This is a genomic window from Erysipelatoclostridium sp. An173, from assembly GCF_963931465.1.
Taxonomy (GTDB): domain Bacteria; phylum Bacillota_I; class Bacilli_A; order Erysipelotrichales; family Coprobacillaceae; genus Thomasclavelia; species Thomasclavelia merdavium.
In genome coordinates this window covers 87,923-113,286 of sequence record NZ_OZ007017.1, presented here as the reverse complement: position 1 = coordinate 113,286, position 25,364 = coordinate 87,923, and the positions used below count along the sequence as shown (strand labels likewise).

Annotated in this window: 20 protein-coding genes and 1 other annotated feature; of the genes, 7 read left to right on the top strand and 13 right to left on the bottom strand. The window is 30.4% G+C overall.

Going from position 1 to position 25,364, the window contains the following annotated elements; genetic code table 11:
• Positions 1-61: 61 nt before the first annotated feature.
• The 4 genes from ilvC to ABGT36_RS00515 form a co-directional block, all read right to left on the bottom strand.
• On the bottom strand, positions 62-1,078 hold the full coding sequence (gene ilvC / locus ABGT36_RS00530) for a ketol-acid reductoisomerase (RefSeq protein ID WP_087374296.1): 1,017 nt from the start codon (positions 1,076-1,078) through the stop codon (positions 62-64).
• Positions 1,079-1,096: 18 nt separating this feature from the next.
• On the bottom strand, positions 1,097-1,606 hold the full coding sequence (ilvN, locus tag ABGT36_RS00525; protein WP_087302524.1) for an acetolactate synthase small subunit: 510 nt from the start codon (positions 1,604-1,606) through the stop codon (positions 1,097-1,099).
• A gap of 16 nt (positions 1,607-1,622) precedes the next feature.
• A complete protein-coding gene (gene leuA / locus ABGT36_RS00520) occupies positions 1,623-3,299 on the bottom strand; it encodes a 2-isopropylmalate synthase (protein ID WP_087302522.1) in 1,677 nt (558 codons plus the stop codon).
• A gap of 71 nt (positions 3,300-3,370) precedes the next feature.
• Positions 3,371-3,622: a binding site (T-box leader), on the bottom strand.
• Positions 3,623-3,766: 144 nt separating this feature from the next.
• Positions 3,767-4,381, bottom strand: coding sequence for a CpXC domain-containing protein (locus ABGT36_RS00515; protein WP_087302520.1), 615 nt, complete (start codon positions 4,379-4,381; stop codon positions 3,767-3,769).
• 202 nt (positions 4,382-4,583) lie between these two features.
• On the opposite strand from ABGT36_RS00515, the gene ABGT36_RS00510 reads away from it, so the two are divergent.
• A complete protein-coding gene (locus tag ABGT36_RS00510) occupies positions 4,584-6,575 on the top strand; it encodes a choice-of-anchor I family protein (protein WP_346676395.1) in 1,992 nt (663 codons plus the stop codon).
• A 36-nt stretch (positions 6,576-6,611) separates the two neighbouring features.
• Here ABGT36_RS00510 and ABGT36_RS00505 read toward each other — a convergent pair whose 3' ends face one another.
• The 6 genes from ABGT36_RS00505 to ABGT36_RS00480 all read right to left on the bottom strand — a co-directional run bounded on the left by ABGT36_RS00505 (position 6,612) and on the right by ABGT36_RS00480 (position 13,946).
• Complete coding sequence (locus tag ABGT36_RS00505; RefSeq protein ID WP_346676394.1) at positions 6,612-7,670, bottom strand: hypothetical protein; 1,059 nt, start codon at positions 7,668-7,670, stop codon at positions 6,612-6,614.
• A 232-nt stretch (positions 7,671-7,902) separates the two neighbouring features.
• Positions 7,903-8,943: a D-alanine--D-alanine ligase family protein gene (locus tag ABGT36_RS00500; protein ID WP_087301605.1), complete on the bottom strand. Its 1,041-nt coding sequence runs from the start codon at positions 8,941-8,943 to the stop codon at positions 7,903-7,905.
• Complete coding sequence (gene murF / locus ABGT36_RS00495) at positions 8,940-10,292, bottom strand: UDP-N-acetylmuramoyl-tripeptide--D-alanyl-D-alanine ligase (RefSeq protein WP_087374404.1); 1,353 nt, start codon at positions 10,290-10,292, stop codon at positions 8,940-8,942. The genes ABGT36_RS00500 and murF overlap by 4 nt, the downstream gene beginning before the upstream one ends.
• A gap of 7 nt (positions 10,293-10,299) precedes the next feature.
• Entirely contained in the window at positions 10,300-11,406 is a 1,107-nt protein-coding gene (locus ABGT36_RS00490; RefSeq protein ID WP_346676393.1) for a DUF5050 domain-containing protein, read from the bottom strand.
• Between the two features lie 98 nt (positions 11,407-11,504).
• Positions 11,505-12,917 carry a zinc ribbon domain-containing protein gene (locus ABGT36_RS00485; RefSeq protein ID WP_346676392.1) on the bottom strand — a complete coding sequence of 471 codons (1,413 nt, stop codon included), beginning with the start codon at positions 12,915-12,917 and terminating at the stop codon, positions 11,505-11,507.
• Positions 12,918-13,025: 108 nt separating this feature from the next.
• Positions 13,026-13,946: an AEC family transporter gene (locus ABGT36_RS00480; protein WP_087374400.1), complete on the bottom strand. Its 921-nt coding sequence runs from the start codon at positions 13,944-13,946 to the stop codon at positions 13,026-13,028.
• A 92-nt stretch (positions 13,947-14,038) separates the two neighbouring features.
• On the opposite strand from ABGT36_RS00480, the gene ABGT36_RS00475 reads away from it, so the two are divergent.
• Positions 14,039-14,299 (top strand): GIY-YIG nuclease family protein, encoded by a 261-nt coding sequence (locus ABGT36_RS00475; protein WP_087301597.1) that lies wholly within the window; start codon positions 14,039-14,041, stop codon positions 14,297-14,299.
• 53 nt (positions 14,300-14,352) lie between these two features.
• On the top strand, positions 14,353-15,225 hold the full coding sequence (locus ABGT36_RS00470) for a methionyl aminopeptidase (protein ID WP_087301595.1): 873 nt from the start codon (positions 14,353-14,355) through the stop codon (positions 15,223-15,225).
• A gap of 49 nt (positions 15,226-15,274) precedes the next feature.
• On the opposite strand, the gene ABGT36_RS00465 is transcribed toward ABGT36_RS00470, so the two are convergent.
• Positions 15,275-16,351: a metallophosphoesterase gene (locus tag ABGT36_RS00465; protein WP_346676391.1), complete on the bottom strand. Its 1,077-nt coding sequence runs from the start codon at positions 16,349-16,351 to the stop codon at positions 15,275-15,277.
• A 26-nt stretch (positions 16,352-16,377) separates the two neighbouring features.
• A complete protein-coding gene (locus ABGT36_RS00460; RefSeq protein WP_346676390.1) occupies positions 16,378-16,944 on the bottom strand; it encodes a TetR/AcrR family transcriptional regulator in 567 nt (188 codons plus the stop codon).
• A 133-nt stretch (positions 16,945-17,077) separates the two neighbouring features.
• On the opposite strand from ABGT36_RS00460, the gene ABGT36_RS00455 reads away from it, so the two are divergent.
• The 4 genes from ABGT36_RS00455 (at position 17,078) to ABGT36_RS00440 (ending at position 21,057) form a co-directional block, all read left to right on the top strand.
• Positions 17,078-19,066: an FAD-dependent oxidoreductase gene (locus ABGT36_RS00455; RefSeq protein WP_346676389.1), complete on the top strand. Its 1,989-nt coding sequence runs from the start codon at positions 17,078-17,080 to the stop codon at positions 19,064-19,066.
• 109 nt (positions 19,067-19,175) lie between these two features.
• Positions 19,176-19,547 carry a GntR family transcriptional regulator gene (locus tag ABGT36_RS00450; protein WP_087301587.1) on the top strand — a complete coding sequence of 124 codons (372 nt, stop codon included), beginning with the start codon at positions 19,176-19,178 and terminating at the stop codon, positions 19,545-19,547.
• 2 nt (positions 19,548-19,549) lie between these two features.
• Complete coding sequence (locus ABGT36_RS00445) at positions 19,550-20,401, top strand: ABC transporter ATP-binding protein (protein ID WP_087301585.1); 852 nt, start codon at positions 19,550-19,552, stop codon at positions 20,399-20,401.
• Entirely contained in the window at positions 20,398-21,057 is a 660-nt protein-coding gene (locus ABGT36_RS00440; RefSeq protein ID WP_087301583.1) for an ABC-2 transporter permease, read from the top strand. The genes ABGT36_RS00445 and ABGT36_RS00440 overlap by 4 nt, the downstream gene beginning before the upstream one ends.
• A gap of 62 nt (positions 21,058-21,119) precedes the next feature.
• On the opposite strand, the gene ABGT36_RS00435 is transcribed toward ABGT36_RS00440, so the two are convergent.
• Positions 21,120-25,364, bottom strand: a complete 4,245-nt coding sequence (locus ABGT36_RS00435; RefSeq protein ID WP_087301581.1) for a 2-hydroxyacyl-CoA dehydratase — start codon at positions 25,362-25,364, stop codon at positions 21,120-21,122.

Sequence of the window (25,364 nt, the reverse complement as noted above, 5' to 3'; positions counted from 1 at the left end):
TAATTAAGGAGTTTAATAACTCCCTAATTACAACACACAAAAGTGTGTTGTTTATTTAATCTTAGTTATTGATTAATTTATCTTCATCTGACCAAGAATATAATTTTCTAATTTCTTCCCCAACTTTTTCAGATTGATGTTCTTTAGCTAATTTTCTCATTGCTTTAAAGTGAGCTTGTCCACCAGCTTCAGACATATCTAATAAGAAATCTTTAGCAAATGTTCCATCTTGAATATCTTTTAAAATTTGTTTCATAGCTTTTTTAGTATCTTCTGTGATAATTTTTGGTCCAGTAATATAATCACCATATTCAGCTGTATTTGAAATTGAATATCTCATACCAGAGAATCCTGATTGATAGATTAAATCAACGATTAATTTCATTTCATGGATACATTCAAAATAAGCATTTCTAGGATCATATCCAGCTTCTACTAATGTTTCAAAACCAGCTTGCATTAATGCACAAACCCCACCACATAATACAGCTTGTTCACCAAATAAATCTGTTTCAGTTTCTGTTCTAAATGTTGTTTCCAAAATACCTGCACGAGCACCACCAATTGCAAGACCATAAGCTAAAGCGATATCTTGAGCTCTTCCAGTTGCATCCTGTTCAACAGCAACTAAACAAGGTGTCCCTTTACCTGCTTGGTATTCACTACGTACTGTATGCCCAGGTGCTTTTGGAGCAATCATAGTTACGTCAACATTTTTAGGTGGAACAATTTGTCCAAAATGAATATTGAAACCATGAGCAAACATTAACATGTTACCTTCTTCTAGATTAGGTTCAATTGATTCTTTGTATAATTTAGCTTGTAATTCATCATTAATTAAAATCATGATGATGTCTGCTTTTTTAGCAGCTTCAGCTGAAGTATATACTTCAAATCCTTGTTCTTCTGCTCTTTTCCAAGATTTAGAACCTTCATATAATCCAATGATTACATTAACACCAGATTCTTTTAAGTTTAATGCATGAGCATGTCCCTGAGAACCATACCCAATAATTGCGACAGTTTTACCATCTAATAAAGATAAATCACAATCAGATTCATAAAAAATTTTAGTCATCTTTCTTATCCCCCTATTCTAATTTTTATGACTTTTTATATCAATTTCGCCAAGACCACGTTTGATTCCTGATAATCCAGTTCTTACGATCTCAACGACATTGAACCCTTCTAACATGGCAAGCAAGCCATCAATTTTTGATTGATTTCCTGTTGCCTCGATTACTAATGAAGTCGGTGCCACATCAATAATCCGTGCTCTAAAGATATCAGCAATTGAAACTAGCGAAGAACGCTGTTGTTCATTTGCCTCTACTTTAATTAAAACTAATTCCCGATAAACTGATTCTTCTGGTTTAAGCGGGAAGATATCAATTACTTCTACTAATTTACTAAGCTGCTTTTCAATTTGATTTAAAATCAAATCATCACCGCAGGCAACAATCGTCATTCGAGAAATATTCGGCTGATTAGTTTCACCAACACTTAAACTTTGAATACTATAACCACGGCGACTGAATAATCCAGCAACACGACTTAAAACTCCTGGATTATTTTCTACTAATAACGATAATACTAAACGATTCATATTCCGCTCCTTTCATTTACTTTAGCGCTCGGTGTAAACGATTCATTGCAGAAATGATTGCTTTAATTGTTGCTGTTGTAATATTTGGATGAATACCTACCCCATATTCTTGCTTAGCGCTTCCCTTAGCTCTTAAGTATACATAAGCTGCTGCTTTTGAGCTAGAACCTGAAGTTAAAGCGTGTTCGCTATAATCTAATAGATGTGAATATTGTCCAGGTAATGAATTCAAGGCATTTTTAACAGCATCAATTGGCCCATTTCCAAGTCCCGTCAATTCTTTAATTTCACCATTAACTTCAATTGTAATTTCTGCACGACGTTCATAAACACTGTCTTCGTCACTTATATCAATCAATCTTTGTTTAACAAAGCGATAAGGTTCTTCTATATCAACATATTGTTCAATAAATGTATCATAGACTCTTTCTGGTGATACTTCCCCTTCTTCTTCACTAATATCTTGAATAATCTTAGAAAAATCAACTTGTAATCCTTTTGGTAAATGGAATCCATACATACTTTCCATTACATAAGCTACGCCACCTTTACCTGATTGTGAATTAATTCGAACAATCGGTTCATATTGTCTACCAATATCACTTGGATCAATTGGTAAATATGGTACTTCCCAAATTGGATTATTTCTTTCTTGCATCGCATGCATTCCTTTATTAATAGCATCTTGATGACTTCCAGAAAAAGCAGTGAATACTAATTGACCAGCATATGGCTGACGTGGTGGAATTTGCATTTTAGTAACTTTTTCATAAACATGTTTAATATTATTAATATTACTTAAATCAAGTTTAGGATCAATACCTTGAGTAAACATATTTAATGCTACAACTACGATATCTAAGTTTCCAGTTCTTTCACCATTTCCAAATAATGTTCCTTCAACACGGTCAGCACCAGCCATAATACCAAGTTCAGTAGCAGCTACTCCTTCTCCACGATCGTTATGAGTATGCAATGATAAAATTACACGTTCACGATCTTTAAAATGTGTTGACATCCATTCAATTTGATCGGCATAAACATTAGGTGTTGTCATTTCAACAGTTGATGGTAAATTAATGATTACTTTTTTATCTTTACTTGCTCCCCATTCATCCATAACTGCTTCACAAACTTCCATAGCATATTCTAATTCAGTTCCAGTAAAACTTTCAGGTGAATATTCAAGAATTACTTCCCCATCGAATTCTTTACTTAATTCTTTAACTAATTTAACCCCATCAACAGCAATTTTTTTGATTTCTTCTTTATCTTTATTGAAGACGACATCTCTTTGTAATACTGATGTTGAATTATAAACATGAACAATTGCTCTTTTTAACCCTTTTAATGATTCAAATGTTTTTCTAATCAAATGTTCACGGGCTTGTGTTAACACTTGAACAGTTACATCATCAGGGATTAAATTTTCTTCAATTAAAATTCTTAAAAAATCGTATTCTATTTGACTTGAAGATGGAAAACCAACTTCAATTTCTTTAAATCCCATATCAACTAAGAGTTGAAACATTTCCACTTTTTCTTCGATTTTCATTGGTGTAATCAATGCTTGATTACCATCACGTAAATCGACAGAAACCCATGTTGGCGCTTTTTCAATAACTTTATCAGGCCAAGTACGTTCTTTAAAGTTGATTGGTTCAAATCTCTTATACTTTTGATAATTCATCATTTCCGTTTTCCTCCTATTAATTTTGTTAAATACTTATAAAAAAACTCTCGCACTCAAAATGACATTGCCATTTTGAGGACGAGAGTATAATAACCCCGTGGTTCCACCTCAATTTATTAATATCTCACGATATTAACCTCACTAAGTACGCTATATTATATAGTTCATACTCTTGCTAGATAACGGTTGCATTCCGTAGCCACCTACTGATTTCAGCGCTCCACTCAAGGATGAGTTCAATAAACAACCAATAATCCTTTTCACCAGCCAGGATCTCTCTACGCTTGATCAATCTATCTACTAGTTCCTATCAAAGTATTTAAGTTATGTTACTCAATATGATAGCTTGATATTTTATTAAAGTCAACCCATTTTCCAAAAAAACGCAGATAATATATTATCACCTTGATAATTAATTATTTATTAGACTTTTTATCTAAATTTATATATCCTTATTATTTTACCTATTAATGATAATCAAATAGTTTATGTTTATTATAGATTACTTTAGCAGCAAACATCTCATCAACATTATATGTTTCATTCAACAAATCATGAAATTGTTTTTTATATTCTTGATATTTTTCTTTACTAAATGTAAATGTTTTAATCACTTCATTATCAGGATAAAGCAGTACAAATTCTAATCCATTATTATTTTCTAACACTAAATCATAACTAGCTTTACTTGTTAAAGATGTTCTAATATCATGTTTCATAATTTCAATAATACGATCATCTAAATCTTTTTCCTTAATAATAATTTTTTCTTTCATTTCCTTTAAATCAGATACAAAGCGTATCTCATAATCTGTTAAATCAAGTTCAATTTTCTTCAATAATTTTTGACTATTTTGACTTAATACTAAAACATATTTCAATTCCGGATCATAATAAACACACTCATATAAAATCTTTTGGTAATGACCACAATGAGGACAGTAATATAAAAATAACTCTTCGTCCATTATACTATTTTTCGCTTTTATATCAGTTACACCATTAATAATAGGGTAAATTTCTTTTTGGCTGCTTTGTAAACAATGCACACAACTAATTTCCAATTTTATTTTATTAAGCATAATTTCTTCCTCCTGCATTAATTTTACAAAACCACCTTTTCTTTACTACCACAATATCTATAGATTATCTAAAGAATTCGCAAAGTTACTAAATAAATAAAAAAATTTTACACAAAATTCATAAACCGATTACATTAACTGGATAGTTATAAATAAAACAATTTATATAATAAAAAATGCAAAAATAAAAAAGGAGAATGATATGAAAAAAACAAAAATACTTACTGGGCTATTAACTCTTTCAATGATCAGTTCAACTGCAATGACTACATTAAATGCCCAAGATAATCGTACTAGTTTTAATAACACGATGCATGAAATTGCTAATTACAATACCAATGCTGGTGCAGATGGCGATGGTGGTGTTGCTGAGATTGTTAAATACAACAAATATAATCAAACTATGTATTTAGTTTCTGGTAAAACCCAATCTGTCCATATTGTTAATTTAAACAATGTCAATTCAAACAGTAATACTACTTTAGAAGCAACAAAAACAGTTACTCTTGAATCAATTGGAATAAATGATGCTGGCGATATTACTAGTGTTGATGTTAGTCCTGATGGTAAAGAAATTGCCATTGCTATCCAACATAAAGATTATGATAAAAATGGTTATATTGCTAGATTTGATGCCAATGGGCAACTAATCAGTATTCATGAAGCCGGTATTCAACCAGATATGATTACTTATTCTCCTGACGGTTCTTTAATTTTAACTGCTAATGAAGGAGAGCCACGTCAAGGATATGAAGCTGGCACAGTCGATCCTAAAGGATCAATAACAGCTTTAGATACAAATACTAATCAAAGTTATGATATTGATTTTACAGCTTTTGATAGCGCTGAAAGTCGTGCTGCTTTAGTTGCTGATAATGTCATTATAAAAAAAGATACAGCACCATCTGTAGATTTTGAACCAGAATATATTACTATTTCTAATGATAGTTTAACTGCTTATGTTACTTTACAAGAAGCTAATTCAATTGCAACAATTGATTTAACTACTAAACAAGTAACTAGAGTTGATTCTTTAGGTTTTAAAGATTATAGCAGCGGTGATAACAAAGTCGATCTTTATAAAAAAGATGATGCAATTAATATTACAAATACTGATGAATTCTTAGGAATTTATATGCCTGATGGTATTTCTTCATATGAAGTTGACGGTAAAACATACTTATTAACCGCTAATGAAGGTGATAGCCGTGAATGGGGTGATTACATTAACGAAGTTGAAGAAAAATATGGAGAATCAGAAAGTAAAATTGTAACTTTAAATACTGATGATTATGATGGTTTTGATGACTTATCTAAAAAATATTTATTTGGTGGCCGTTCTTTTTCTATCATTGATGCTTCAACAATGACAATGGTAAGTGACAGTAATGGTGAATTTGAAGAAATTACTGCTAAATTATTACCTGAATACTTCAACTGTTCAAATGATGATATCTCATTTGAAGATCGAAGTGGTAAAAAAGGACCTGAACCAGAAGATATTAAAACAATGATTATTGATGGTAAAATAATGGCATTTATTGGTTTAGAAAGAATCGGTGGCGTTATGATGTATGATGTTAGCGATCCTACAAACCCTACTTATGTTGATTATCTTAATTTAAGAGATTTTAGCGATGATATTAGTGGTTCAGTATCGCCAGAAGGACTATGTACTGTTAGCGCTAAGGATAGTCCAACTAATAAACCAATGTTAATTATCGCTAACGAAGTATCTGGTGATGTAAATGTAGTAGAAGTTGCTGGTGAAACTTATCAACATTCATTAACTTTAGATAAAACAGAAATAGCACTTAAACCTGGTGAAAACCAAACATTAAATGTAACTTACGATGGTTATAAAACATTAACATTCTCAAGCGATAACAATAACGTTGTCAGCATCAATAATAATGTTGTTACAGCCATCAATCCTGGAGTAGCTACAATTACTGTTAGTGACGGTCAAATTCAAGCAACTTGTAAAGTAACAGTCACTAATCCAGATAATAGTCAAACTGGAACTCAAACACCTAGCACTCCTGATCAAACTGTTTCAAGCCAAGAAAAACAGCCAGCAAATACTGCTGTTAAAACAGGTGATGAATCTAATTTAGGGTTATATACTGCTGTTTCATTTTTAGCGATTGGTTTAATTATCGAACTAGTTAGAAGAAGACAAAAATCTCATTAATCTTATTATCAAAAGGGAACTAGTCCTAATGTTTTATTAAACTAGTTCCCTTTTTTCATTAATTATTCTTTCTATTGTTATAGTAGTTGGTTTTCCATTTATATAACCTTCTTTTAAAGTTAAATCTTCTACTAATCTATCTGTCATTTCCTTAACTTCTTCTTTTTTTACCAATCCTACTATCTTCATTATCTTCTTTAATGAAATATCGGTTTGTTCTAACAGATTTATTAATATCTCATATTTTTCTTCAGCTCGACCTACAGCCCTATTTTCAATTATTAATCCTTGCGCTAAGTTACACATATTTTCAACTCCTTTCTTTAGTTTATCACTCATTTTAAAACCATATTCTTTTTCTAAGATTCCCCTTATCTCTTGAACACTTCTTCCGCTCATTCCAAACAGTAACATCACTACTCTTAATAATTCATCATTCTGTTCATACTTTTGGCTTATTTCATGTTTACTGCTTGTATAGATCGTTGCTATCTTGATCTTATCATAGGCTTCTTTTTCTTTTAACGGTATTCCTGATTCCACCTTTTCTTGTAGACTATATATCCTGATCGTTCCATCGTATTTTAACGGTGCTTGAGGCATTAACCAGATTGAATATGTCTTTTGCATCTTTTGATAATTATCACCATCAATTACTGTTTTAACTTGCTTAGATATCAGTCGGCTTGTATAAGCTATCCCTCTTGTTACTATCTTATAATCATTATAGATACTGTTTTGAGCTTCGATATTGATCTGCAGCTTACAAGCTCTTTGTTTATTTCTTTTAGGAACATCAAGTTCAAAATGGACATCAAATCTTAGTATTCCTTCTCCAGGAATGATTGATTCATTATTACTGGTTTTAACTACTCGATTACCTGGAAATACCGGTTCATGATTAATATTAGCTGGAATGATTTCCTGGATTTCCTCAATCGTAAAATCACGCAATTCATCAACGACATATTTTAAAATATGTGCTAATATCTGGGTATCACTAAGAAGAACTTTACAGGTTTCATCAAGCTTTACACTTTTAGAATCATTATTGATGATCGATTGATTAATAACTGTAGCTGTGTAATTATCCATAGACAGCACCACCAGTTACTAAAGATAAATAAGTTTGATTATTAAAAAACATCTTATTGGCATATTTCATATTTTTTCTCCATTACTATAATATTTAAATAATTTTTATTGTTTAATATGCCAAAGTTATTTTAAAGACAGTTATATTATAACATATAAAATACTATATATTATCTCAAATTTATCTCATTTTTATAAGCAATAGATATACAAAAAAAGAACCCGCAGGTTCTTATCTTTGCATTGCTAAAACGATTAAACGATCAAGCAATTCAGAATAACTTATTCCAAAATCTTCCATTAACTGAGGATACATTGAAATCTTTGTAAAGCCAGGCATTGTGTTAATTTCATTTAAATAAACTTTATTAGTCTTTTTATCCAAGAAAAAGTCTACTCGACTTAAACCATGTCCATCAACTGCTTTAAATACCTTAATAGCATATTGACGAATCTGTTCTTGAATCTTTTCATCAACTAATGCTGGAATACAAGTTTTACTTTCTTCATCTTCGTATTTAGATTCAAATGTATAAAACTCACCATGTGGCATAATTTGCCCTACTCTAGAGACAATAACATCATCATTACCTAAAACTGCTGTTTCTAATTCAATACAATCGATACATTCTTCTACTACGATATGACGATCATATTTACCAGCTTCCATTAATTTAGCCATTAAATCTGATTGTTTATCACAGCGATAGCACCCTACACTACTACCAGAGCGACTAGCTTTAATAAAACAAGGGAACCCAATTTGTTCACCAATATATTCTTCAACATTACTGATTTCATCAAAATTTTGATCTACTACAACTAATTTATCATCATAGCGTTTTTTTACATACACTGATTTTACTTGAGGAATTCCTACTGTATCTAAAATCTTTTTAGTATAGATTTTATCCATTGCCACACTAGAGCCTAAAACTCTACAACCAACATATGGTAATTGAGTAAGTTCAAATAAACCTTGAATTGTTCCATCTTCACCATATAAACCATGTAATACTGGTAAAGCCACATCTTGACTTTTAAGCAATCCATAAACATCTTCAACCGGTCTGCTATTATCAAGCCAGCTATCTTTCGCTAAATCTGTTTGTTTTTGATCTAAATAATACCATTTACCATCAGTAGTTATTCCTACTAATGTTAATTCATATTTATCCTTATTTAAGTTATTTAAAACTGAAGTACAAGACATTCTTGATACAATATGTTCACTAGATTGTCCGCCACATAAAACTAATAATTTTTGTTTCATGAAAATTTCTCCTCTATTTTAGTAACGACATCTTTGAGTTTCATCCCATTAGACCCCTTCAATAAAACAACATCGTTACTTTGTAAATTATTCTGTAAATAATTTATCACTTCTTGATTATCTTGACAATAGAAAATAGCATCCATTTTCATCTCTTTAGCACCATCAACAATATATTTAGCTTCTTTACCGACAGCAACTAAAACATCAATATTCTTTTTAGCAACATATTCACCTACTCTTTGGTGAATTTCTTGGCTAAAATCACCTAATTCAAGCATATCTGCAAGAACCGCAACCTTTCTTCGATTATATGTTGCTAGTACATCTAAGCTCGATTTCATTGAATCTTCACTAGCATTATATGTTCCATCGATTAAAGTTATTTTATTTTTTAACTCAATAACATCCATTCTCTTTTTAGTTAATTCAAATTCTTTAATCCCTTGGATACATTTATCAATACTTATATTTAATTTATGACCAATCGCAATAGCAATCAAAGCATTTAAAATAAAATGTTTTCCTGGTACCGGTACATAAACAGAATATTTTTTATTTTCATATTCTATTTCAAATTCACTATGATCGTCCTTTAAAATAACATTATCAGCTTTAAAATCACCATCATTATCAACTGCTACTGTTAACAGTTGCAAACGATCAATTTGTACTTTAGATAACATATCATTATCATTATTAATAACAAGGGTGCTGCCATCTTTCATACCAGCAATGATCTCTAATTTAGCCTTTAAAATATTTTCACGACTACCTAACTCACCAATATGTGCCGTTCCAACATTAGTAATTGCACTTATATCAGGATTGGCTATCAATGATAATTCTTCCATCTCTTTAAGATGATTCATTCCCATTTCTAATACCATTACTTGTTCATCTTGCAATCTTAAAATCGTTAACGGCAAACCAATATTATTATTATAATTTCCTTCTGTTTTTAATGTTCGATATTGTTGTTTAATAACACTATATACCATATCCCGGGTACTAGTTTTACCAACACTACCTGTAATCCCTACGACAATAACATCACGATGATTTCTTAAATAATGTGCCATATCCTGTAAGGCTTTTAAAGTATCTTTTACTAAGATAACAGTATGTTTATTATCATCAATTACTCGATCTGTAATAATAGCACTAGCACCATTATCAAAAGCACTTTGTATAAAATCGTGACCATCAAAACGTTCACCAATAATTGGAATATACATCATGCCATTACTTACTTTTCGACTATCTTGACTAAACCCTGTAATTTCTAATTCGCTATCTCCACTAAGTAATTTACCATCAGTAGCTGCTAGTATTTCTTTTACTTTCATCTTTTACTTAAACCTCATTTCCTATTAATCCTGATTGATTTTCAGTTAATGATTTACTAGTTCCATCAAGATTAACAATTTGATATGAAAATTGATTATAGTCTTCAGTTGATAATACTAATAATTGTTCACCGATAACTTCAAATGTCATATCAGTGATACTTGTATATATTTCTTCAACGTTTTTACCATCACGATCCATTTGATATAGTGTATTATCTTCTTGAACGATCAATTTATCACCAATCATATTGATAAGTTCCAAATTAGCACTTTCATAAATCAGCTTCTCGTCACCATCTAGATTACAACGCATTACTCCTTGATCAGTTAAATAATACAAATACACTCCATCATAAGTATATAAAGAAGTATTTTCACCTAACACTTGTTTATCCTTACCTTCTAAAGATATCGAAATCAATTCATTATCTAGATTAGTATAAAAAATCCGTTTTTCTTTTTGATCAACCATTAAACAATAAGAAACTTCATCATTAATTTTAGTATCCTGATTACTACTTAAGTCTAAACAATGAATCGATTCATTATCTTCATCATTTTGATAATAAACTAAATTATCAATTTTATGAACATAATAAACATTCATCAATAATACATCTTCTTGTCGTGAAACCTTATCCATTTTAATATAATTATTATTAGCATCTAAGTAATAATAATTATTTTCATCTTCACTAAATGCCGTATAATAACCATCTAAAACAACTTCCTGACTAGAATAATCACTATTAAATTTTACTAACTGTTGATCGATCGTAATATAAATATTTTCATTCTGGATAGAACTAATCCCTAAATAATTGATATTTGTCGCTTGACTATAAAGACCATCTTTTGCTTCAGCTGAAATACCAGAGCCATTACCAGAATCACTAGTAGTAGTTTCATTAGAACTTTTAACTTCCATATCATCAAGATACATATGCATTGGCACTGTAATTAAAGCTAAAACAATAAAAATAGCCCAGATTTTTTTATCTAACCAATAGTTTTTCGTATCAGCCTCACTCTTTTCTACTGGTGTACCACATTCAGGGCAAAATAAATCTTCATCATTTAAAACCGTACCGCATTTTTTGCATTTTATCATCAAATCACCTACTTTTTTAATGATTTCATTTTACCATATTGCATTTATGAAAAAAAGACTTAACTCTAAATGGGCTAAGCCTTTTATAATCCATATCATTAATTCATTAACGTATCTAACGAACAAATTTGACCATCAGTTGTAGCAATATACCAGCTATAACCACTATCATAACGGTTAAATAAAACATATTCTCCTAAGATATTAAAACTATCAACACCATCAACAATTTCAGTATAACTTTCATCTTCAAAGTTATAATACATTAAATTCTCATTATCATCTAAATACACAATCCCATCATCAACAACCGTAAATTCATATAACGAATCTTCAATTTGTATACTCTCACTGTCATCACTTAAATTATAAACATTAACTCCATAAATACTTTGATAATACAACAATGATCCATCAACATAAAAGTTTGAATAACAACTAATATAATATTCACCAACAACGTTACCATTTAAATCCATTGTTTGAATCTTTTCACCATCAGCTAAATAAACAAGCTCACTATTTGCATCAAAGAAAAAACCATAAGTATAATCATCATACAAACAAGTAGAGGTATTATTGCTATACAAATATAGCTCATTATTGCTATTAGTAGTATAGATAAATCGTCCCTGACCTATTGGCAGCACCGTATTTTTATTAAACAAGAATACTTCCTCTTGATTAGTTAAATTATAACAATAATATTCATCATAATAACCACAATATAAATTATCCCCTTCTACATACAAAGATGTACTACCAGGTACTGTTAATGTATTAATTGTTGCTAATTCATTATCAGTAACATAAACATTATCCTCATAGCCTAAATAAATTTGGTCATTATTAAAATACACATGATTGTCTTGATTATAATTACCAGCATTTTCTAATGGTGTATTTGTTTCAGTAATATTAGCTGTAGTGAAGTCATCTGATAAAACAGCTCTTTCAGTTGTTGTTTCTTCAAAACTAAAATCATTATCAATAAAGTTAATAAGTATTTCAAATAAAAAACTACCAACTGTAATCAACAAAGTAAGTCCAGCAATAATATTAGGAATTCTTGATTTATTAGTTTTTTTCTTACGACGATCTCTTCTAAAATTTAAGGCATTACGTGCTTCTTCAAACCTTCTTTTTATCTCTTCATTGCCTATTTTATAATCATACATTTCCAATGGCTGGAAAGAAGGAATTTTAGTTTTACTTTTGCTATTAGTATGTACATTTCTAATTTTTTGATTGGAATTATTTGTTGTTTTTTGATTATTATAACTAACTGTTGTTTTATTATTTTTAGGAAAATTATGATTATTAACATAATATTTAGAAACATCTGTTGTACTTTGTTTAATCAATGGGTTACCACAATTGTTACAACGAATCTGATTGTAATGAATCCGTTTTTGACATACTGGACAAACTTTCTTTTTCTTATACGATTGTCCACATAACGGACAAGTCAAACTGTTTTTAAAATGATAACCACAATTATTGCATATCATTATATCACTCTCCCCCCACATTATATGATTTTAACGAAATTTTATTATCGACAAAATATACCCTTTGTTTTATTTTATCACAAATAAAAATATCCTGCTATCTTCTAACTAAATAACCATATTAATGATTACACATAGTAAAGGGATCGTAAATAATGATAATGCGGTTGATAAAAAGACAATTTCTACTGCCAGTTTAGAATCCCCATTATATTTTTCTGCTAAGATGGCTGTTGTACTACCAGCTGGCATCCCAGCTAATACCGTAGCTACTGAAGTTACTAATGGTGGTAATGAAGCCAAAGTACATCCAGCTAAAACTACTAGTGGAATTATTATTAATCTGATAAAACTATAATAAATAGTTAAATAACTAATTACATCACGAAAACGAATTTCCGCTAAAATCCCTCCAATTACAAGCATCGATAAAACCATTGTACAATTACTTAACGACTGAATAGAAACAGTAAGAAAATTAGGTAATTGAACTTGACTAATCATAATAATCATCCCAATAACTACGGCAATAATACAAGGATGAGTAATAACTTTTTTTACTACGTCTTTTCCTTTAGCGTTAGTAAAACAAGCCACGCCCCCTGACCACATGACAATTCGCTGTGGAATTAGATATATTGAAGCAAACAGTAAGCCATCTAAGCCATATAATCCTTGGATTAAAGGTGAACCCATAAATCCCGCATTAGAACAAATCGTTCCATACTGTAAAACGCTTTGTTGTCTTGGCGAAGCTTTATAAAAAAAGTATTTACCAAAAATCTGACAAGCTAATTGAATAACTATCGATACAATTAGTATTTCTAAACCACTAATAATAATTTCACTATTCATTTCAATCATAAAAGAATAAATAATATTCGCTGGTAAAATTATATTAATGACTAAATCCGTTAAACTTTTACGATTTTCTTTTGAAATGATGTTTAACTTTCTTAAAATATAACCAATAATAATGAAAATAAATATTTCAATTTGTAAATCTATTAAGTTATTAAAATCAACCATAATATCACCCCATTGTTTGTATCTTACCGTAAAAAAATAATTTAGTCATCAAAAATATGCAATTACTGTTATAATAACTATCAGGTGAGATGATGAAAAAAAATTATGTTTATATTGTCGAATGTAATGATCATAGCTATTATACTGGCTGGACCACTGATTTAAAAAAGCGAATTGCCACTCATAATAATGGCCATGGTGCTAAATACACCCGTGCTAGACGACCAGTAAAATTAGTTTACTTTGAAGAATTCATTGATAAAAGCAGTGCTTTAAAAAGAGAATATTTTATAAAACAATTATCCCATAAACAAAAAGAAGCATTGATTAATAAAAATGTTAGTCTTGACTAATTGGCAAGTCTATAACAACGTGTTATACTAAATTAAAAGAAAGAAGGCAAGATATGAAAATAAATAGAAACGATCCCTGCTGGTGTGGGAGTGAAAAAAAATATAAAAAATGTCACTTACAATTTGATGAAAAACTAAAAGAATTAAAATTAGCTGGTAAAAAGATACCAACTAGAAAAATGATCAAAAACGAAGCTCAAATCGAAGGTATTCGTAAAGCAGCTGCAATTAACTCAGGTTTACTTGACTATATCGAAGAACATATTCACGCTGGAATGGCAACTGAAGAAATTGATATTATGGCTAAAGAATATACTGAAAAATATCATGCAACTTGTGCTGACTATCAATACATGGGTTTCCCTAAACACATCTGTGTTTCTATTAACGATGTTGTTTGTCATGGTATTCCTAGCAAAGATATCATTTTACAAGAAGGTGATATTGTCAACGTCGATGCAACAACTATGTTAGATGGTTACTATGCTGATGCTTCAAGAATGTTCATGATCGGAAATGTTAGTCCTGAAGCAAAAAAACTAGTTGAAGATACTAAAAAAGCATTAGAAATCGGAATTGCTTCAATTGTTCCTTATCAAAGCTGTGTTGGTGATATTGGTAAAGCTATTGAAACTTTTGCTAAAGCTAATAATTATAGTGTTGTTCGTGAATTCTGTGGTCACGGTGTTGGTTTAGCGATTCATGAAGATCCTTATGTCTTCCATTTTGAACCAAATGAAAGAACAGTGACTTTAGTTCCAGGAATGGTTTTTACGATTGAACCAATGTTGAATCTTGGTAAACGTGATGTTTTTGTTGATGCTGATGATGAATGGACAGTTTACACTGAAGATGGATCACTTTCAGCTCAATGGGAACATACATTATTAGTTACTGAAGATGGTGTTGAAATTATTTCTAAATAATAAATAATAAAGATGATTTTATTGAAAGTAATAAAATCATCTTTTTATTTTAATCAACATTGATTACTACATATTCACTTGGAGCCCCGGTTTTAATTGGATAGCGCCATCCAGCAATTCCACTAGTAGTAATCGCTGTAAAATCACCAATATTTCTTTGCCCATAGACAAGAGTATCTGATGTTAAAGTTTGAAAAAAGCGCATTGGAAAAAGCTGCCCACCATGAGTATGTCCTGATAATTGTAAATCAATTTTTAATGTAGCGTTTGTTTCTAAATCTAAAGGCTGGTGATCTAAAACAATTGTATAATTGTCTTTTTTATCTTTTGGAATTAATGCAGTCAAATCAGCCATCGAAGCGCGATTATTAGTTTGCCAAAAACTAGCATCACTACGTCCAATAATATTTATATTATCCAAACAGACTACCTCATCATTTAAAACCTGAATTCCATTAGCTTCAAGATTAGCAGCAATCTGTTCTGGTGTAAATTCAATCCCCTGATAATTTGCTCGTTCATGATTTCCATAAACAAAATAAATTCCTTGATTATTTTTAATACTTCCTAGTATCTTACTTGCATCTATCATATCTTGATAGGGAGTATTTTCATCAAAAATATCTCCTGTCAAAACAACAATATCAGCATTCTCTTCACTCATTTCTTTACAATAACTGTCCAATTCACTAACACTCATTGAAGTTGACATATGCAAATCAGCTATTTCAATAATTTTTAAATCATCTATTTTAGAACTTGATAATTGATAATTAGTAGCTACCACATGTTTAATATTATAATAGCCATAACCTAGCACGATCCCCGTAACTAACACACCTAAAATTCCACTTGTAAAAGTAAACTGATAAATGCTAAATCTTTTTAAAACAAGATTTAATAACTCTAAAATAATCATGATAACTAAAAAGTGATAATAGATAGTTCCATATAAATTTAAAATATTAATTGCTGGAAAAGAAAGCAAAGTAACAATTAAAGCAATTGTAAAAACTATCAAGGGTGTAGTATGAATATTTAATATTGTTCTTAAAAAACGTCTAATAAAAAATGTAAAATAAATTATCCCCGGTATGATTGCAATCAACCCTAAATATCGATACATATTTACCTCCTTACCGTATGCTATATTTATTTTAGCCTGCGTTCAATTAAAAAATGCAAGTATTCTATCGTTAAAATAATTTGTTCATCGATCCATTCAACAATATTTTCTTCATATTTAATTAAAAAATTAAAAATTCGTCCGCGACAAAAATCTAATATTAGCCAGGTAATTTTTTTTGCCTGCATCTTATCTTGAACCATTTTTTCTATTTCATTAAATAACACAATGAAAACATCACGCTTTTCATCAAAATAATAATTATCATAATGATTTAAATGACAACTATATAAAGTACGATAAACACGCAATGGTTCAATATCTACCATATTATAATAAGTAGTAAGAATCGACTTTATATTTTCTAGTGGTGTTTGATCTAATTTTAAGTTTTTAAACTGTTCATCTAATTGGTGATAAACATACAAAAGTGCTTCTTCTTTACTTGAAAAGTAAATATAAAAAGTTCCAACTGCAATATTTGCTTTTTGACAAATTTCACGAACTGAAATCTTATCTAATGATTTTTCATTGACTAAATCTTCAATTACTTGAATAATCTTAGCTCTTGTTTGTTTTCCTGTATCTTTCATTTAACCCTCTCATTTAACCCACCGTTTTAAATTATTTTCATTTTACATTGATAAGGTTGAAAAGACAAGTTGTAAGTGCTACCATAATAAATATGAACAAGTTCATATTTATTATGGTAGGAGGATAATTATTATGGAAAATGCTTTTAAGCCTTTATTTGAGTCAATGAAAATTGGAAATGTGGAAATTAAAAACAAATTTTTTATGGCTCCAATGGCAACAACTGTTATGTCTGATGAAAATCAATGTTATACACCACAAAGTGTTGAATACTACGTTGAAAGAGCTAAAGGTGGTGTTGGTTTAATCATTACTGGTGCTAACTGGGTGGATAATGATGTTGAACCTCATGCCCCTTCTTCATTCCCTTGTCCAAATAAAATGCCTAATCTTTATACTAAAATGGCAAGAGAAATGACTGATCGTGTTCATGCTTATGATACAAAAATCTTTTTGCAATTAACTGCTGGACTTGGAAGAAGTGCTTTACCTAACTTTGTAGCACCTCAAAATTTCGTTGCTCCAAGTAAAACTACAAACCGCTGGTTACCTAATGTTGAATGTCGTGAGTTAAAAACTGAAGAAATCGAAAAGATCGTTAAAGATTTCGGTAGTGCTGCTTTAATTGCTAAAGAAGCTGGTTTCGATGGTGTTGAAATTCATGCTGTTCATGAGGGGTATTTATTAGATTGCTTTACTATGAGTCTATTTAATCAACGTACTGACAAGTATGGTGGTGATTTGAAAGGTCGTTTAACTTTCGCAACTGAAATTGTTCAAGAAATCAAAAACAAATGTGGACAAGATTTCCCAGTTGTATTACGTTTTTCAATTAAAAGTTATATCAAAGCTTTACGTCAAGGTGGCTTACCTGGTGAAAAATTTGAAGAATTAGGACGTGATGTTGACGAAGCTATCGAAGCTATTAAAATTCTTCAAGATGCTGGATATGATGCATTTGATGCTGATGCTGGAACATATGATTCATGGTATTGGGCTCATCCACCTATGTATTTTGAAAAAGGTATGTATTTACCATTAGCTAGACAAATTCAAGGGGTTTCTAAAGTTCCAGTTATGGTAGCTGGAAGAATGGATGACCCTCAAATGGCTGTTAATGCATTAAACGAAGGTATTATTGATGCTGTTGGCTTAGGTCGACCTTTACTTACTGATCCTGATTACGTTAATAAACTTAAAACTGGTCATGAACAAGATATTCGTCCTTGCCTTGGTTGTCATGATGGCTGCTTTGGACGTTTATTACAACATGGTTTAGGAAGCTGTGCTGTTAACCCAGAATGTGGACGTGAATTCTTAGTAGGTATTAAAAAAGCCGAAACTAAAAAGAACGTAGTTGTTATTGGTGGTGGTCCAGGTGGAATGGAAGCTGCAAGAGTTAGTGCAATGCGTGGTCACAAAGTAACTTTATTTGAAGCTAAAGATCGCTTAGGTGGTGCTTTAAATATTGCTGGTGTTCCTGACTTTAAAGAAGATGACCGAGCTTTGGTTGCCTGGTATACTAAACAGCTAGAAGATTTAAATGTTGATGTTCGTTTAAATACTACTGCTACTAAAGAAATTATTGATGAATTACATCCAGATGCAGTATTTGTTGGTGAAGGTTCTACCCCTGCAATCCCTAAAATTCCTGGTGTAGAAAATGCTGTTTTAGCTCAAGAAGTTATGTTGGAAGAAGTTCCAGCTAAAGATAATATCGTTGTTATCGGTGGTGGTTTAGTTGGTTGTGAATTATCACTTCATTTAGCTAAACATGGTAAACATGTAACTATTGTTGAAGCTTTACCAGATATCTTAAAATCAGGTGCTCCATTACCTCCAATGAATGAATTTATGTTACGTGATTTATTAGCATTCAATGATGTTAAAATCAAAGCTAATGAACAAGTTACTGAAATCAAAGCTGATAGCGTTGTTTTAAATGATGAAACTATTGCTTGCAATCAAGTTGTTTTAGCTATTGGTTATCGTAGCAAACATAGTTTATTTGATCAAATTAAATATGATTATCCTGAAGTCTTCAACGTTGGAGATAGCCGTGATGTTCGTAATATTCGTGGTGCTATTTGGGATAGTTATGAAATTGCTCGTAATTTATAATATATCAATAAAAGGCAAGGCAAAGCGCCCTGTCTTTTTTATATAACAGTATATAACAGTTGACAACAGTTATATACTGTTATATACTGTTAATGAACGGAGGGTAGCAATGAAGATAATAATTAATAATACATCGATGATTCCTATTTATGAACAAATAGTAGAACAAATTAAAGCTTTAATAATTAATGGTGAATTAAAAGAAAATGATATCTTACCATCTGTCCGCTCTTTATCTAAAGATTTAAAAATAAGTGCTCTCACTGTAAAAAAAGCATATGATAACTTAGAACAAGAAGGCTTTACCAGTACCATTCATGGTAAAGGGACTTATGTTTTAGCTTCAAATAAAGAGTTATTAGTTGAAGAAAGAAAAAAAGAAATCGAAACCGATTTGGAAATGGCCATTCAAAAAGGTAGAAGATACGGTTTAACCGATGAAGAATTAAAAAACTTATTTATTATCATTTTGGAGGGTTAATCATGTTAGAAATCAAAAATATAAAGAAACATTATGATCATTTTACCTTAGACTGTTCTATGGAAATTAAGCCTGGTTTTATAACTGGTTTAATTGGACAAAATGGTTCCGGTAAAAGTACGACATTTAAAGCTGTTTTAGGTTTAATAACAATTGATAGTGGTTCAATTACGATCTTTGATAAAAATATTAGTGAACTCACTGCACATGATAAGCAAAATATTGGTGTAGTCTTAGCTGATTCTGGTTTTAGTGGTTATTTAAGTATTAAAGATATTATTCCAGTTTTAAGTAATTTATATGATAAGTTTGATAAACAAAAATTTTTACGGCAATGTCAAAAATTAAATCTGCCACTAAATAAGAAAATCAAAGAGTTTTCAACTGGGATGAAAGCAAAATTAAAAGTAATTGTAGCATGTAGCCATCAAGCTAAATTATTAATTTTAGACGAACCAACTTCTGGTTTAGATGTTCTTGCTCGTGATGATATTCTTGATTTACTTAGAGATTACATCAGCGAAGATGAAACCCGTTCTATTTTAATTAGTTCGCATATTTCTAAAGACTTAGAAAGTTTATGTGATGATTTATACATGATTGATGATGGTAAAATTATCATGCATGAACAAACTGATCTTCTTTTAAGTGATTATGCAATATTAAAAATTAACGAAGCCCAGTTTAAATCTTTAGATTCTAAGTATATTTTAAAATACAAGTCAGAAAATTATGGTTATCAATGTTTGACGAATCAAAAACAGTTTTATTTGGATAATTATCCAGGGATCGTTATTGAAAATGGTAATATCGATGATTTGATTTTGATGATGATTAGAGGTGAAGATTTATGAAAGGCTTATTAATTAAAGATTTTAAATTAATGCTTAATCAAAAAAACTTTTTTATCTTAATTGTTTTAATATTAGGAGCAACAGCTTGTTTTTTAGATTTTGATTATTATTTTTTAATTGGCTATTTTATGTTTATTTGTTCTTTATTTACTATTAGTACTATTAGTTATGATGAATTTGATAATGGCAATGCTTTTTTATTCACCTTACCTTTTAGTCGTAGTCGTTATGTTGAGGAAAAATACTGTTTTGGTATTTTAGCTGGAACTTGCAGCTGGTTTTTAAGTTTTGTTATAACAACAATTATTCAAATGATAAATTTTAATAATTTTATTTTTAGTGACTGGATGTTATCAACATTAGTGATGCTTCCAATAATGTTTGTTATGTTAGCAATCTTAATTCCTTTTCAATTAAAGTACGGTAGTGAAAATGGTAGAATTGCAATTATTATTTTCTTAGGTGGCGGGTTTGTAGTTTGTTATTTATTAGCTAATTTACTTGCTCAAAGCCAAATAAATTTCAACTCATTAATTTCATTTATTAATAATGTTGATCCACTAATAATATTATTAATAATCTTTGCAATCTGTTTAGCTATTTTATTTGTTTCAATGAAAATCAGTAAACGAATTGTATTAAAAAAAGAATTTTAATTTAATCAAAAAAATGAGAAGATGAATACAACTTACAATTCATCTTCTCTATTTTTTATTTATTAATTTGCATTTTCTTGTTGAGCTTTTAAATTTTTAAAGGCTGTTGATAGCATTAATTTGATACGATTCAACTGGTTAACTTCACTAGCTCCAGGATCGTAATCAATAGCAACAATGTTACTTTGTGGATAAGCCTTACGTAATGCTTTAATAGCTCCTTTTCCAGTAACATGGTTTGGTAAGCAGGCAAATGGCTGCATACAAACAATGTTTGGTGCTCCTGATTCAATTAACTCAATCATTTCACCTGTTAAAAACCATCCTTCACCAGTTTGATTTCCAATTGATACAATTTGGCTTGCTTTTTTAGCTAAGTGATCAATTGGTGTTGGTGGATCAAATCGTTTTGATTTTTTCAATGCCTTGATCATATCATGACGTAATAAATCAACAAATTTAATTGCTAAGTTGCAAAGACGGACACTATTTTTAGAAGCATGGAAATGCTTATTTTCAAAATCAGTGCTATAGAAACAATATTGGAAGAAATCGATTAAGTCTGGCATTACCGCTTCGCCACCTTCTCTTTCAACAATATCAACAATTTCGTTATTTGCAGTTGGATGGAATTTAACTAAAATTTCACCTACTAAACCAACACGTGGTTTTTTGATATCTAAAATTGGTAATTTATCAAATTCTTTAACGATTTGATAAACATTTTTTCTAAACTTAGTAATACTTCCATCTCTAACATTTTCTTGACAGCGTTCTACCCATGATTCATATAAAGCATTGGCGCTTCCTGGTTTTGCTTCATATGGACGAACACGATATAACACTCTCATAAATAAGTCACCATACATTGCTCCAATAATTACTTTTTTAGCTAATGGCAATGTAATTTTAAATCCCGGATTATTTTCTAACCCTTGTAAATTAGCAGAAATTACTGGCACTTGTGGCATTCCAGCATCTTGAAGAGCTTTACGAATAAAAGCAATATAGTTAGTTGCACGACAACCACCACCTGTTTGCGAAATAATGACTGCAGTTTTATCTAAATCATATTTACCACTTAATAAAGCTTCCATGATTTGTCCTGTTACTAAAATACTTGGATAACAAGCATCGTTATTTACATATTTTAAACCAGCTTCAATAGCCCCTTTATCGACAGATGGTAAGACAACTAGATTATAACCTGACTCCTGCATTGCTGTTTCAACAAACTGGAAGTGAATAGGTGACATCTGTGGACATAAAATTGTATATCCGGCTTCTTTCATTTCTTTAGTAAATGGTACCTTCAATGGTTGGAATTTTGGATAAATCATTCGATTTACTTTTTCTTGTTTTAAAATTGTTGCTTTTAAAGAACGAATTCTAATTCTAATTGCTCCTAAGTTGCTTCCTTCGTCAATTTTAATTAAAGTATAAATTTTATGGCGGGCTTTTAAAATTTCTGCAACCTGATCACTTGTAACTGCATCAAGTCCACATCCAAATGATGTTAACTGAATTAATTCAAGATTTGGTTGTGTTGAAACAAATGAAGCAGCTCGATACAATCTTGAATGATATGTCCATTGATCAACAACCCTTAAATTATCAATTTCTTTATCTAAATGACAAATACTATCTTCAGTAAGAACCGCCATTCCTTCAGCAGTAATCAAATCAGCTAAACCATGATTGATTTCAGGGTCAACATGATAAGGACGCCCTGCTAAAACAATACCAGTCATATTATTTTCTTTTAAATAATTAAGAACCATTTCACCTTGTTCCTGGATATCTTTACGACATTTTGCCAGTTCATCAAATCCAGCATCAATGGCTTCTTTTAATTCTTTATCACTTACTTTAAAAGCACTTAATTCTTCTTTTAAAGTACTAAATAAAGTTTTAGGATTACTTAAATCCATAAATGGATTACGATAAATAATATGATTACCTTCTAAATTATCAACATTATTTCTAATAACTTCAGGGTAAGAAGTTACAACCGGACAATTGTAATGATTATTAGCAGTGTCAAATTCTTTACGTTCATAAGCTAAACTAGGATAGAAAATATATCTGATTCCTTTTTCAATTAAGGCTTCAATATGACCATGTGAGATTTTTGCTGGATAACAAACACTCTCAGATGGAATAGATTCAATTCCTTTTTCATAAATAGCTTTTGTAGAACGAGGTGATAAGACAACTCTAAATCCTAATTTTGTAAAAAATGTATGCCAAAATGGATAGTTTTCATACATATTTAAAACACGTGGTATCCCGACAGTACCTCGTTTAGCTTGTTCTTCAGTTAAAGAACGGTAATTAAAGACACGACGATATTTATAGTCAAATAAATTTGGTAATTTTTTAGATTTTAATGGTAAATTAGCCCCACGTTCACAACGGTTACCACTAATATATTCACTATTATCATTGAATGTTGATACTGTTAACATACAATGGTTAGTACATTTTTGACAGTAACGAATTTCACTTTCACATGTAAATTCATCTAATTGCTGACGTGTTAATAAAGTTGATGGTTGTCCATTATATTGTTCATGAGCTAAACGAGCAATACCAAATGCTCCCATCAATCCCGCAATATCTGGACGAATAGCATTAACACCAGCTTCTTTTTCAAAAGCTCGTAATACAGCTTCGTTATAGAAAGTTCCACCTTGAACTAAGATACTATTACCTAATTCTTCTTTACTACGAAGTTTAATAACTTTGTATAAAGCATTTTTAATTACTGAATATGATAATCCGGCACTAATATCTTCAACTTTAGCCCCTTCTTTTTGAGCTTGTTTTACTTTAGAGTTCATAAAGACAGTACAACGACTACCTAAGTCAATTGGTGCTTTTGATTTTAGTGCTAATTCAGCAAATTCACTAACTTCATAACCTAATGATTTTGCAAATGTTTCAATAAAAGAACCACAACCACTAGAGCAAGCTTCATTTAATAAAATGTCTTGAATAATGCCATCTTTGATTTTGATAGCTTTCATATCTTGACCACCAATGTCTAAAATAAAGCTAACATCTTCTTTAAAATAAGTTGCTGCTTTATAATGAGCCATCGTTTCAACTTCACTCATATCAACTTTCATAGCCGCTTTAACTAAAGCTTCACCATAACCAGTAACCCCACTATAAGCCAATTTAACATTTTCAGGTAAAATGTCATAGATTTCTCTAATTATTTTTTGGACTACCCCTAGTGGGTTACCTTCATTTGAATCATAAAATGAATATAGAATTGAATCATTATCATCGATTAAAACCGCCTTAGTTGTAGTTGAACCAACATCTAATCCTAAATAAGCATTACCGATATAACTACGGATATCATTTTTTCTTACTTTATCGATGTAATGACGATGTCTAAATTCATTTCTTTCTTCATCATTTTTAAATAATGGCTCTAAAGTATTGCCATTTGATAACTTACTTTCATCAAGATTTTCTAATCTATTTAATAATGTTTCTACATCAGTTTCATTATTTTCATCTTTAGCTAATAAAGTAGCTCCCATAGCCACAAATAATTGTGAGTTTTCAGGGAAAATAATTTCATCATCTTTTAAGTTCAATGTTTCAATAAAACGTTGTCTTAATTGATCAAGGAAATATAACGGTCCTCCTAAAAAGGCAACTTTCCCTCTAATTGGTTTACCACAAGCTAAACCACTAATTGTTTGATTAACAACAGCTTGGAAAATTGAAATTGCTAAATCTTCTTTATTAGCTCCATCATTAATAAGTGGTTGGATATCAGTTTTTGCAAAAACTCCACAACGAGATGCAATCGGATAAATAGTTTGATAATTTTTAGCTAATTCATTTAATCCTTGAGCATCAGTTTGTAATAATGATGCCATTTGATCAATAAAAGCTCCAGTTCCACCGGCACATGTTCCGTTCATTCTTTGTTCTAAAGAGCCCTGGAAATATGTGATTTTAGCATCTTCTCCACCTAATTCAATCGCCACATCACATTCAGGAATATATGTTTCTACTGTTTTTGTACAGGCAATTACTTCTTGAACAAACTTTATGCCTAAACATTCTGATAATGCTAGTCCTCCTGAACCAGTCATTACCGCTGTTATTTTTAGATTACCAAATTTTTCTTCTACTTCTTTAATCAAGCTTTTAATAGTAGCTTGAATATCTGAATAGTGACGTTCATATTTTGAAAAAATACATTCATCATTTTGATCAGTAATATAAATTTTTATCGTAGTTGACCCAACGTCAATTCCCATGTAATACTTCTTATCCAT

Bases quoted from the DNA above. Each gene is read 5' to 3' on its own strand.
- ilvC (WP_087374296.1), bottom strand. From the start codon at position 1,078: ATGACTAAAATTTTTTATGAATCTGATTGTGATTTATCTTTATTAGAT.
- ilvN (WP_087302524.1), bottom strand. From the start codon at position 1,606: ATGAATCGTTTAGTATTATCGTTATTAGTAGAAAATAATCCAGGAGTT.
- leuA (WP_087302522.1), bottom strand. From the start codon at position 3,299: ATGATGAATTATCAAAAGTATAAGAGATTTGAACCAATCAACTTTAAA.
- ABGT36_RS00515 (WP_087302520.1), bottom strand. From the start codon at position 4,381: ATGCTTAATAAAATAAAATTGGAAATTAGTTGTGTGCATTGTTTACAA.
- ABGT36_RS00510 (WP_346676395.1), top strand. From the start codon at position 4,584: ATGAAAAAAACAAAAATACTTACTGGGCTATTAACTCTTTCAATGATC.
- ABGT36_RS00505 (WP_346676394.1), bottom strand. From the start codon at position 7,670: ATGGATAATTACACAGCTACAGTTATTAATCAATCGATCATCAATAAT.
- ABGT36_RS00500 (WP_087301605.1), bottom strand. From the start codon at position 8,943: ATGAAACAAAAATTATTAGTTTTATGTGGCGGACAATCTAGTGAACAT.
- murF (WP_087374404.1), bottom strand. From the start codon at position 10,292: ATGAAAGTAAAAGAAATACTAGCAGCTACTGATGGTAAATTACTTAGT.
- ABGT36_RS00490 (WP_346676393.1), bottom strand. From the start codon at position 11,406: ATGATAAAATGCAAAAAATGCGGTACGGTTTTAAATGATGAAGATTTA.
- ABGT36_RS00485 (WP_346676392.1), bottom strand. From the start codon at position 12,917: ATGATATGCAATAATTGTGGTTATCATTTTAAAAACAGTTTGACTTGT.
- ABGT36_RS00480 (WP_087374400.1), bottom strand. From the start codon at position 13,946: ATGGTTGATTTTAATAACTTAATAGATTTACAAATTGAAATATTTATT.
- ABGT36_RS00475 (WP_087301597.1), top strand. From the start codon at position 14,039: ATGAAAAAAAATTATGTTTATATTGTCGAATGTAATGATCATAGCTAT.
- ABGT36_RS00470 (WP_087301595.1), top strand. From the start codon at position 14,353: ATGAAAATAAATAGAAACGATCCCTGCTGGTGTGGGAGTGAAAAAAAA.
- ABGT36_RS00465 (WP_346676391.1), bottom strand. From the start codon at position 16,351: ATGTATCGATATTTAGGGTTGATTGCAATCATACCGGGGATAATTTAT.
- ABGT36_RS00460 (WP_346676390.1), bottom strand. From the start codon at position 16,944: ATGAAAGATACAGGAAAACAAACAAGAGCTAAGATTATTCAAGTAATT.
- ABGT36_RS00455 (WP_346676389.1), top strand. From the start codon at position 17,078: ATGGAAAATGCTTTTAAGCCTTTATTTGAGTCAATGAAAATTGGAAAT.
- ABGT36_RS00450 (WP_087301587.1), top strand. From the start codon at position 19,176: ATGAAGATAATAATTAATAATACATCGATGATTCCTATTTATGAACAA.
- ABGT36_RS00445 (WP_087301585.1), top strand. From the start codon at position 19,550: ATGTTAGAAATCAAAAATATAAAGAAACATTATGATCATTTTACCTTA.
- ABGT36_RS00440 (WP_087301583.1), top strand. From the start codon at position 20,398: ATGAAAGGCTTATTAATTAAAGATTTTAAATTAATGCTTAATCAAAAA.
- ABGT36_RS00435 (WP_087301581.1), bottom strand. From the start codon at position 25,364: ATGGATAAGAAGTATTACATGGGAATTGACGTTGGGTCAACTACGATA.